Source organism: Paenibacillus sp. 01T422 (genome assembly GCF_056398785.1).
This window is the reverse complement of record NZ_JBFTQB010000121.1, coordinates 1-11,100: the sequence shown is the minus strand read 5'-3', so window position 1 is coordinate 11,100 and position 11,100 is coordinate 1. Positions and strand designations below refer to the sequence as shown.

General features: G+C 42.6%; 11 protein-coding genes. 8 read left to right on the top strand and 3 right to left on the bottom strand.

The genetic code is table 11. From position 1 onward, the window contains the following. Positions 1-2,368, top strand: a 2,368-nt coding sequence (locus AC1DUA_RS09475; RefSeq protein ID WP_477499492.1) for an S-layer homology domain-containing protein, incomplete at its 5' end; no start/stop codon positions are given. 184 nt (positions 2,369-2,552) lie between these two features. Further along, complete coding sequence (locus AC1DUA_RS09470; RefSeq protein ID WP_477499491.1) at positions 2,553-3,800, top strand: ATP-binding protein; 1,248 nt, start codon at positions 2,553-2,555, stop codon at positions 3,798-3,800. Here the strand turns inward: AC1DUA_RS09470 and queF are convergent. Then, entirely contained in the window at positions 3,797-4,297 is a 501-nt protein-coding gene (gene queF / locus AC1DUA_RS09465) for a preQ(1) synthase (protein ID WP_145666901.1), read from the bottom strand. The genes AC1DUA_RS09470 and queF overlap by 4 nt on opposite strands. A gap of 309 nt (positions 4,298-4,606) precedes the next feature. Here queF and AC1DUA_RS09460 point away from each other — a divergent pair, with 309 nt between their 5' ends. The 6 genes from AC1DUA_RS09460 (at position 4,607) to AC1DUA_RS09435 (ending at position 9,152) form a co-directional block, all read left to right on the top strand. Beyond that, a complete protein-coding gene (locus AC1DUA_RS09460; RefSeq protein WP_477499493.1) occupies positions 4,607-4,732 on the top strand; it encodes an IS66 family transposase in 126 nt (41 codons plus the stop codon). A gap of 445 nt (positions 4,733-5,177) precedes the next feature. After that, positions 5,178-5,696, top strand: coding sequence for a hypothetical protein (locus AC1DUA_RS09455; protein WP_477499490.1), 519 nt, complete (start codon positions 5,178-5,180; stop codon positions 5,694-5,696). Between the two features lie 13 nt (positions 5,697-5,709). Further along, a complete protein-coding gene (locus tag AC1DUA_RS09450) occupies positions 5,710-6,585 on the top strand; it encodes a hypothetical protein (protein ID WP_477499489.1) in 876 nt (291 codons plus the stop codon). A 334-nt stretch (positions 6,586-6,919) separates the two neighbouring features. Next, positions 6,920-7,207 (top strand): CHAT domain-containing protein, encoded by a 288-nt coding sequence (locus AC1DUA_RS09445; RefSeq protein ID WP_477499488.1) that lies wholly within the window; start codon positions 6,920-6,922, stop codon positions 7,205-7,207. Positions 7,208-7,634: 427 nt separating this feature from the next. Continuing rightward, positions 7,635-8,618: a thymidylate synthase gene (locus tag AC1DUA_RS09440; RefSeq protein WP_477499487.1), complete on the top strand. Its 984-nt coding sequence runs from the start codon at positions 7,635-7,637 to the stop codon at positions 8,616-8,618. 45 nt (positions 8,619-8,663) lie between these two features. After that, on the top strand, positions 8,664-9,152 hold the full coding sequence (locus tag AC1DUA_RS09435; protein ID WP_477499486.1) for a dihydrofolate reductase: 489 nt from the start codon (positions 8,664-8,666) through the stop codon (positions 9,150-9,152). A 63-nt stretch (positions 9,153-9,215) separates the two neighbouring features. Here the strand turns inward: AC1DUA_RS09435 and AC1DUA_RS09430 are convergent, their stop codons facing one another. Then, a complete protein-coding gene (locus AC1DUA_RS09430; RefSeq protein WP_477499485.1) occupies positions 9,216-10,235 on the bottom strand; it encodes a response regulator in 1,020 nt (339 codons plus the stop codon). 2 nt (positions 10,236-10,237) lie between these two features. Beyond that, a partial coding sequence (locus AC1DUA_RS09425) for a sensor histidine kinase (RefSeq protein WP_477499484.1) occupies positions 10,238-11,100 on the bottom strand: 863 nt, incomplete at its 5' end.

The following is an 11,100-nucleotide window of genomic DNA, read 5'->3' as shown; positions in this document are numbered from 1 at the left end:
ATCAGGCGTCAACCTGCGGGGCGGGAGCGAGTCGCAAACGATTTTGAAATCAAGCATTGATGATGTTAAAAATAGTTCTGTGCTGAAATCATCGAGTCAACATGATATTTTGGTTTCAAATCTGACAGTGACTTCAACGTGGAATCGTGCTTTTTCATTAGACCATGTTATCAATAATCCGGCCGCCGGAGGGCCTGACAGCATGATTGCTATCGCCAATTACGGTGAAGATCCTTCCTACAATGTGACCGTTGATCATGTTACTGTGGAGCGTTTTCGACGTATGGCCATTCGGATTGAAAATAGCCATGATGTCGTTGTTCGTCATGCGACTTTTCGAAATGCAACTGATTTAGGCGGCGGCGGTGCTGGATATGGCACTTCCATTCAAGGGATGCCGAAGGTCGATAGGCTCGGTTTTGATAATGATACGTACTGGAATGTGGTGGAAGACTCCACCTTTGAAGGGCCGTATTTACGCCATGGTTCCCTTATTCAAAACGTAGCGCACAACAACGTGCTGCGAAACAATCACTATAAGAATACAAAGCTAGATGCGATTGATCTCCATGGTGAGTTAGAATATTTGAATGAAGTTTACGGCAATACGGTTGAAGATATTCTTACTGGTGGCGGTGTAGGACTCGGTAATACAGGTGGGACGGCGCCAAGCAATCATAGTAAATCGGGTCCTCATAACTACATTCATGACAATGTGATTCGCAATGCACGTGAAGGAATTGTTGTAACAATGGGCACACCAGATACGTTGATTGAACATAACATCATTGAAAATACGACTACTGTTGTTAATGGCGTGGGGATTAATATTTTGAACGGGCCAGGAACACGGATCGTGAATAACATTATTCGCAATAACATAGCTTCCGGCTACTGGGGAATTTTGCTGGAACACGACAACGGAGATCAAAATGCTGGCAATATTGGCGCCGGTGACCCTCAAAATGTACAGATCATAGGCAATACCATCACCGGAAACACGAATGGGATTCAGCTTCAGAAGGGTACGAACATTTCTATTACCAAAAACATTTTGGATAATATAGGAACTAATTATTTGAAAGCGGGTGGAGTAACGGCAACGGAAGTTTGGCCATCTCTGACAACACGGGACGAGAATGACAGGGAAGACAAATACAACGTTCCTTACAGCCCACCGTCAGGAGGCACGGGCACGGTTTCACCACCTTCCGATAAACTAAGCACCAAAGTATCGGAAGTAAACGGCAAAACGCTAGTTACAACTTCGGTAGATACGCAGGCGCTTGAAGCAATTATTAAAGCACAAGGTAGTGGACCTCTCACGCTTGTGGTGGAGACACCGAACAGCACGGAGCAGGTGCAGGTCAACCTGACTCGATCCGCGCTAGATAAGCTGCTTGGGGTGCCAACGGTAAGCATTGATACGCAATTAGGCGGCCTAAAGCTTCCTGTAAAGCAGCTAGTTGCTTCGCAGCTCGCGACGCTTGAGGTTGCTATCACCACCAATGATTCTGCGTCGGCACAAGCCCAAACTGCTGGACTACAAGTTGTGGCTTCTATGGATTTCGCCATGAAGGCAATTTCGAGCGATGGCAACTCAGTGGACATCAATGATTTCAATCAATATGTGCCATATACGCTGAAAGTGGGCAATGGAACGTTTATTGAGCGTAACTTGGCTGCCGTCAGGGTTGTTCAAGATGCCAAAGGCAATGTCAGCTATGAACCGGTTCCTTTTAGCGTCAAAGCCGGAGAAGTTATCATTTACGGTCATGCCAACGGCACGTTTATGCTAGTCGAGAACCAGTTTTCGTTTGGAGATGCGATCTCTCACTGGGCGAAGGACAGCATTGAGCAAATGGCTAACAAATGGCTCGTTCAAGGCATTTCCAAAGACGAATTCGGCCCGGATCAACCAGTTACCCGAGCAGAACTAGCAGCAATGATCGTAAGGACTCTGGGCATCAAGTCCACATCAGATGATGCACCTTTTACAGATTTGAACCAACAAAAGTGGTATAACGATGCAGTAAACGCCGCCGTGAAAGCTGGCATTATTACTGGTTACGAGGATGGGACATTCCGTCCGGAACAAAGGATTACCCGTCAGGAAATGGCGGTTATGATGAATCGCGCGTTACTGGCAGCGGGGTACAACGAGCAGAAAGATCAAGGGGAAATACCTTCCTACGTTGATCAAAAACAGATTCAGCCATGGTCGCAAGAAGCGATCGATCACCTTGGGAAATTGAAGCTAATGGAAGGCACAAGCTCGTCTTCATTTGACCCGGATAAGGAAGCTACGCGGGCGCAGAGCGCTGTGCTGCTGCTTCGGATGCTGCAAGAATTGACTTTTACAAATTAGCACATTTCTAAATAAGCTATGACTGGAAGGCTTCGACAGAGGAGCTTCCGTCATAGCTTTTTTATTTTATGGAAGTTATCCAGAAAAATCCAATGGTCAAAAAAGGGAATATCCTAGCACTTGCAGAAGTTACAAGAAGTGAGAATTTGAAAGGCCGTAGGTGTAGGAGGAGCTAGGAGGAGCTATGTTACTAGAAAAATTATTTGTGAACATCCTGATTGTCCTCGCTCCTGTTTTATTGCAGAGCGTTTTTGGCGAACGGTGGAGTTATGCGAAATCTCCCATTGTGATGGGTCTGTTGTATGGAGCTGCCTCCTCTCTTTGTCTGTTGTTTTCTTATGAGGATCTGAATTTATTCTGGGATTTGCGCTACGTTCCTACAGTCATAGCAACTGTGTATATGGGCCGGAAGGCAGGCTTTATTAACTATGTGATGATTATTATGACGCGTACCTATCTTGGTGGTGATGCGCTATTGTTCGGATATATCAGCATGACCCTTGCGTTTCTGATTCCTTTTCTTGCTTCTTTCAAAGTCAACGCTTTGACTGGGAACTCGCGGATTAAGGCCACTATATTGGTTGCCCTTGGTCCTTTGTTTGTCATGCTCACGATATTAATATCCTACTCGCTGTTTTCCGGCGAACCCTTGGATTATAGAATGATTCCCGCCATCTTTGCGTTCGGAATCCTCACTATTTTGGGAACCTGGTTCTCAGCGATGCTGCTGGAACTGAACGAAGAACATGCCAAAATGAAAGTGGAAATTCAGAAAGCCGAGAAAATGAAAACCTTAGGTGAGCTTGCTGCTTCTATCGCCCACGAGGTTCGTAATCCGCTTACTGTTGTGAAAGGCTTTCTACAACTCATGCGTCCGAGTGAACTAGGCAAAAATCAACAGTACCTGACCATTGCCATGGAGGAGCTGGAGCGGGCAGAGAAGATTATTAGTGATTATTTAAATTTCTCCAAGCCTAAGTTAACGAAGCTGGAATCCTTTTCTTTTTCTGACGTGCTAAATAATATCTTGATTCTTCTAACACCAATGGCGATGAAAAATGGCGTAGAGCTTTCCTGTCATGTCGATGAGCACATCTATATTCATTCCGATAGGGGGCAGCTGCAGCAAGCACTGGTGAATGTGATCAAAAACGCGATTGAGGCTACGCAGGCAAATGGCGAAGTGAAGGTTCGTTTAACGGGGTTAGCAGGCGAGGTGCAAATCAGAATTTGCGATAACGGTAAAGGAATGAGCAAAGAGCAGCTATCCCGCATCGGCCACCTGTTCTACTCCACGAAGGATGTGGGGACGGGACTTGGGACAGCTGTTACTATCCGAATCATCGAAACGATGAACGGAACAATTATTTATGAGAGCGAAGAAGGTGTGGGCACGACAGTGACGATTACCTTACCTCTGCAGCAAAATTAGCGATTATCGATTTTTTCTGGGTACATATCGTGATTCATCAACCGGTGCTCAGCCATCGCTTCAAATTTCGTGCCAGGCTGACCCCAATTGCAATAAGGATCGATCGAAATGCCGCCGCGCGGTGTGAATTTCCCCCAAACTTCAATGTAGCGGGGCTCCATGAGCTTGATCAAATCATCCATGATAATGTTCACGCAGTCCTCGTGGAAATCGCCGTGGTTACGGAAGCTGAACAGATACAGCTTGAGGGACTTGCTCTCTACCATTTTGATATTCGGAATATAGGAGATGTAGAGGGTGGCGAAATCCGGCTGTCCAGTGACGGGACACAAGCTCGTGAATTCAGGGAAATTGAATTTTACGAAATAATCCCTGTTCGGATGTTTGTTATCGAATGCCTCTAACAGTGTCGGATCATAGTTGAACACATACTTCGTTCCTTGATTTCCGAGTAGGGTGATCTCTTTTAAATCTTCATTGCTTCTACCTGTAGACATGATGAATCCTCATTTCATAGTTTTTTTCCACATAAGAATTTAAGAAGTTCCATCCCGAGATCTCGGAAAGAACAAATTCTTATTGGCGATAAAAACAACCTCTGAACGCGGTCGCTCAGCTTCGAATGACTTCGATGGAAGTTTTGATCATAGAGGGAGTTTGCGAACCTCTTCTAGGAGCAAATAGTACCATATACGCCGCAAAAATGCATCTCTCGATGATTGGGATTTCGTGGAGAAATTGTCCGCACTTGTAGATACCACAGAGGGGCAGGAATGGTAAAATAGATAGATATGTAATAAAATGTAATTCCAGTATCAGCCTCCTTCCTCGTGTATGTCATGATTCAGAAATATTTGGATAGTCAGCCTCTGTACCGCCAAGAGCAACAGTTTGCTCGCCTTGGACTGTCGATCTCACGGCAGTTGGGCTGAATCCCTTCAAATACTTGCTGTACCTGTTTGAGCAGCTACCACAACTTCCCGATCCAAAAGATCCGAAAACTTTGGACAGCTTCCTGCCTTGGTCACTATGGCTACCTATGACTTGTCGCGTGTTTCAATATGAATAAAACATAGAACAGCCCTCAACTTGAAAGACAAAGTGGGGGCTGTTTGACGCTTACGGAGAAATTCTCGAAATACCTAGATTTATGATAAAACGGGTATAATTGATTATTTTTTCATTAATTACATTTTATTCCTTGTAAAATTATGTTAAAATAATTTTGGGTGTGCAAATATTATTAAGAAGAGATGTGATAGGATAAGTTACATAACGTAATATCGTATTTTTTTCACTCTATTAAATCAAATATTTGAATGTATCAAACGTAACATGTTGTAAATCTATTAATCTAGAAAATTGGGAGTGAATATTGTGAAGAGTCTACACTGGTTTGGATATATTGCACTTTTTTTTGCTTTACCCTTTACTTTTACAAATAATGCGGTTGCAGCAAGCTTTTATTATTGTGATAATAGTGAAACTAGTACTAAATGCACTGCTCAAGCAGTTAACAGCACGAATTGGAGTAACGTATCAGGTACGCATATGTGGGGGCCGCTTCCAAACAGTGCGGCATATAATTCTACAAACACTTCAAGTTATCCATCAAAACAGACGTACTATTGGTTGTTTAAAACTGTATCTGGTGCAGATGGTGGGTTATATTATACCCCTTCGGTTTGGGTGTATGATAATCGATTTGTGGATGTAGTTAGATATGAATTCGAGTATACTTATTCAACAACGCTAGACCAAGAGTACGCAACAGGTGGTTGGAATACATTGGCATCTATTGCTACAGACTTTTCTGGTGATGTCTATTTGCAAGCATCACGTTCTTCTTATTATGGTGGTATGGGTGCGGATTGTGCTATGATTGATAACTCCTAGGGATGGTGAAAAAATGAAAAAATTAAAAACAATTGCTTCGCTTATTTCTGTCTCAATGGTTGCAATTACAGTACTAGTAGTAATTTCTACTAATTCGAAGGCTAATGATGTTCAAATTAATAAAGAAGTAATAAAAGAAGAAGCAGTTTCTGTACAAGCACTGACCACTAATAATGTAGTGACTACAAATTCGGAAACCAGTAATACGATCAAGAATAAGATGTTAAATTCGATTGATTACTATAAAGATGTACAGGGTTCCTATAAAAATAAAACACAACATCGAGATGTTACTGTAGAATTCGAAGTTGATGAAAGTAATGATCTTTATAGTCATATACTAATTAAGGATAAGACTGGTATTAAGAAAAATTCGGTTGCTGATAAAGATTCAATAGTAGACATTAATGATAAAGACAAATCTTATGTTAAAGTTATAAAAGGGAAAATTGATGAAAGTAAATTGAAAAATTTAAGAGAAAACCCTCGAGTTAAAAAAAATGAGAAAGGCGAAGCCGTCCATATTTTTCGAGCTGACCCAGCATCAGCCCAAGATGCTGAAATTGTTACTTTCCCACAGCAAATTGCATTTTGGTTAAATGATGATGAAAATAATTATACAATTGTTGGTCAGGAAAAATTCTTAAACAGAGAATCTACTTTTATTGAGGGAACACTTACTTCTGATCTTTCTTCGAAGTTTAAGGCAAATAAGTTTAAGATGTGGGTTGATACTAAAACAGGAGTTCTATTAAAATTAGTCACCTTAAATGACATGAATCAAGAAACTAGCAACATTGAGGTAATTAACATTGAGTTTGATGCAGGTATTAAAAATAAATTAAAAACAGATGTGTCAAATGAGATGCAAGATAATAGTTTAAAGTAAGGGAATTGCGCTGAGATAAAAGATGGCATCAAAATGTCTATTGATAGGAATCGGAGTACTCGAAACAACATTTCAGCTTTCAGCCTCAAGGGAAATAATCTCTTGAGGCTTTTGTTTTGTGAGCGTCAAACCCCGCACACCTATTATACATTAACAAGTCATGGGAAAATGAAGGCATCTTATGAAAACAGGAAGTTGCCTCATGACGAAAAAAGATCAACGCCAGCGCGAGTGATGACACAAATCGCCGACTATCGATTTCTTAGTAATTTCTGCTCATTCCAGACATAACGAAGAAGGTGTTTCAGGACTGGACGTAGGTAGGGGATTTTGGTTGCCTAGTTCCTCACTTAAAGTGCAACCTGTAATCATTCTTAGTGCTTGTCATGTGGCTAATAAGGGGAGAGGAAACTATGCAATAAATGACGCATTTTTAAATGCAGGAGCATTAACTATTTTAGGTACACTTATACCAGTGGATATAGTAGAGAATGCAGCACTTACACAAAGGTTGTTCTTATACATTTCAGAAACTTTAGAAGGACACCATGATTGTATAGATATAGCTGATGCTTGGAAACGTGTAGTGAATATGAATATTTCTTTTAGTATTCTAAATTGAACTAAAAAATTGTCAAAATGGTCATTTGAAAAGAAGATGGAAAATAAAGTACCCTATGAAGAGTATTTCGACAAACTGGTGGAAGAGGGAGAAAAGCCAGGAGAACTTCATTTTCAAACAGTAAGTATGCTAAAAGAAATAGTTAGCAAATTGGAAATGAAAAAATAGAGAATTCAGCAAACTAACCGTAATAATATAATTTACGGTTAGTTTGTTGTGTATTCTTACGAGTTATCTACTTGAGACTGAAGGAATTATAGAGATTAGAAGTACAATAATTAAATTATGACTTACCAGAATGGATAAACATATATTACATGATAAAGTAGTAATAAACAAAGTCACAATATCTGCTAAACATAATTTCTACAAAAACTGAGTTTTTTAGATATAATGTATTAAGATAAAACATCTGGAGGTGAAGGAAATGGCGAATGAGTTAGAAAGAGCTTATTTGGATTTCTTACAACATATATTAGATAATGGTGTCAAGAAAGAAGATCGTACAGGAACGGGAACTATTAGTGTATTCGGCTATCAAATGCGTTTTGATTTATCAAAAGGTTTTCCGTTATTCACTACGAAACGTACGCCGTTTCGCTTGATTGCAAGCGAACTATTATGGTTTATTAAAGGTGATACAAACATTCGTTATTTACTTCAACATAACAATCATATTTGGAATGAATGGGCATTCAAACGTTGGGTAGAATCAGAAGAATATACGGGTCCAGATATGACGGACTTCGGAAATCGTTGTCTAATTGATAAAGAATTTCAAAAAGTATATCAAGCAGAAATGAAAGCTTTTTGCGAACTAGTTTTATCAGATGATGAGTTCGCTATGAAATATGGAGAGCTCGGTAATGTATATGGTAAGCAATGGCGAAATTGGACAACTTCAACAGGTGAGACTGATGTTGATCAGTTAGCAGATGTCATCCATCAGATTAAAACAAATCCAGACTCACGTCGTTTAATTGTCAGTGCATGGAATCCAGAAGATGTAATTAATGCTGGTGCAAAAGGAAGTAAAGCAGTTTTACCTCCATGCCACGTAATGTTTCAGTTCTACGTAGCAAATGGTAAACTAAGTTGTCACCTACTACAACGAAGTGCAGATTCTTTCCTTGGAGCAAATTTTAATATCCCATCTTACTCATTATTAACACATCTAGTAGCAAAAGAATGTAATCTTGAAGTGGGAGAATTTGTTTACAGCATTAGTGATGCACATATTTACTCTAACCATGTAGAACAAGTTAAAGAACAATTATCACGCGACTTGCGCGATCTGCCGTTACTGAAAATTAATGAAGATAAGAAATCGATTTTTGATATTGAGATGGAAGATTTAACGATCGAGGGCTACGATCCGCATCCAGCAATTAAAGCACCGATTGCTGTGTAATTTTAATGCTGTATAGAAATGTTACGAAAGGAGGTTGAACCTGCGATGAGCATTTCATTTATTTTTGCCATGGACCGCAATCGTGCCATTGGTGTGAACAATACATTGCCATGGCACTTGCCAGGTGACTTGAAATTTTTTAAAGCCGTAACGATGGGGCACCCGATTCTGATGGGGCGTAAGACATACGAATCAATCGGAAGACCCCTGCCAGGCAGACGCAATATGATCCTTACGCAGAATACGGAATTTCAGGCGGAGGGCTGCGAAGTCATTCACTCGGTAGGTGAAGCCGTTCAAGCGTTCGAGGATCAAGAGCTTTTCGTCATCGGCGGCGCGGAAATATTTCGCCTGTTCGCAGAGACGGTTGATCGGATGTACATAACGTTCATCGAGCATGAGTTTGAAGCGGACACGTACATGTCAGAGCTGGACTTGTCCGAATGGACCTTGGTCTCAAGCGAACAAGGTGAACGAAACGAGAAGAATCCGTATGAGTATTACTTCCGGATTTATCAAAGAAAGCAAGCATAAGAAAAGGCCCTGAGTTCAACGTCAATTCTGACGGAGAACTCAAGGCCTTTTCTTATGGCTATATTAGCGGCGTTTTCTTGCTAACGAAACGATCAAGGATAATGCCCCAAGTACCACAGCTGCAATGGATAGGTACAGCGGTGTTTTGGAGCTGGAACTGCCGCTTGCAGCAGCTTGGCCAGCAACGACATTCCCGTGGCTGTCAGTAACAGCGCCGGCTTTGGCTTTCACGGTCGTAACAGAAGCAGGCTTGTCTGAACCGTCTGCGCCGACCCATTCCACGACGCTGCCGTCTTTGTAGGTTTGGTAAGCTTTCCAAACGATTTGGGTAGCTGCGTCCGCTACTTTGCCCTGCATATTGAAATCACCGAATTCAGTGCTGGCTAATCCATCTCCGCTTGCTTTCCAGGTAACGCCGGTAATTTTACCAGCCGAATCTTTGGCGACTTCATACGTCCAGCCTGCTTTTGGCTCAAAACGGGAAACGGCAACGGAGTCCATCGGGAACTTCACTTCCACTTTCACCGTAGGAATCAGCAGTTTCTCAGCGATCTGCCGATTGTTGTCTCCTTGGGCGACATAGGCGGTAATTTCCTGCTCGCGCGAAGTTAGCATGCTGGGTGTTGGACCTTCGGTTAAGTTCCCTACCGGTGCCCGAAACCGTTGAAAAAGCTTGTCTGCCATTCCCCGGGCAGCATCTGAATTCTCGTCGAGCAGCGCACGCAGATAGGTAAGCCACTCATCGGGATCCATATTTTTGAGCAAATAGCCCTGGGCTCCGAACTGCAGTGCCGTGAAGAGATCAGCAACATCATCGGAAACCGTAAGCATGACGATTCGGATCGTCCCATAAGCTTGTTTGATGCGCCGTGTCGCTTCAAGTCCATCCATAGGAGACATATGAATATCCATCAATACCACATCGGGCGCGACTTCACCACATTGCACAATCGCATCTTCACCGCTGCTGGCTTCACCAACAATCTCAAAGTCGGCTACAGGTTCCAGCATGCTTCGAATCGCTTTTCGCGCCAAGGGATGATCATCTACAATGAGTACGCGGAATGGTTGCGTGATTGTCAAGGTTAGTTCCTCCTATCTGCGGCTTGTACAGTGAGCTCGGTTCCGGCTGTGTCTGCGTTTTCTGTCCCAGTTTGAGCTTTCGCAGCGCCCCTTGTCTTAAGTTCGAATGTGGCACCTAATTCAGATGCCCGTTTCTGCATCAGCTCGATGCCGTATTTGTTACCTGGGGCTTCAGAATGCTGAAGTCCACGGCCGTTATCAGTAATATGCAGCTTCCAGGCATCTGATTGAGCTTCCAGCAAGATCGTCGCCTCCGTTGCCATGGAGTGCTTGCGGATGTTCGTAAAGGCTTCCTGGATGATGCCAAATAGCTGAACCTCCTCTGCTGGAGTGAAGCTGAGCTCATCAATCTCCAGCTCCTCTTGCAGCTCAATGCCTGTAATCAGACGCCAGTCGTTCAGAAATTTATGGATACGCTGCTCAAGGCTGGTCCCTTCTTCAGGCGGCGTGCGAAGATTGAAAATCGCCTGCCGGAGCGAGTTGTCGATTTCCGAAACGGCTGCTTTGGCCTCCTCCAAATCCCCTTGCTTCAGCTTGACGTTGAGGAAAAAAAGCGTCTGAGCCAAGTCATCATGCAGCTCTCTAGCGAGACGTTCGCGTTCTTCGTAGACGGCTCTGCGGGCTTCGCCCATGGTAAGCTGCTCATTGCTGCGTTCAATGCTCTGAAACATCCATGAGGCAAAGAGGTACGAGAGAAGCAGCGTAATAACGGTAATAGAGAAGTTGCCGGCTTCCATCGTTAAGTAATTTAAGAGGAATTCATGGCGTATATATTCAAAGCCGCCGATGATGACCACAGGTACGAAAATGGTAAAAAGTTTAAAAAGACGAAGAGACATCAGATCAGTTACACTCCTTACATAGC

Bases quoted from the DNA above. Each gene is read 5' to 3' on its own strand.
- AC1DUA_RS09470 (WP_477499491.1), top strand. From the start codon at position 2,553: ATGTTACTAGAAAAATTATTTGTGAACATCCTGATTGTCCTCGCTCCT.
- queF (WP_145666901.1), bottom strand. From the start codon at position 4,297: ATGTCTACAGGTAGAAGCAATGAAGATTTAAAAGAGATCACCCTACTC.
- AC1DUA_RS09450 (WP_477499489.1), top strand. From the start codon at position 5,710: ATGAAAAAATTAAAAACAATTGCTTCGCTTATTTCTGTCTCAATGGTT.
- AC1DUA_RS09440 (WP_477499487.1), top strand. From the start codon at position 7,635: ATGGCGAATGAGTTAGAAAGAGCTTATTTGGATTTCTTACAACATATA.
- AC1DUA_RS09435 (WP_477499486.1), top strand. From the start codon at position 8,664: ATGAGCATTTCATTTATTTTTGCCATGGACCGCAATCGTGCCATTGGT.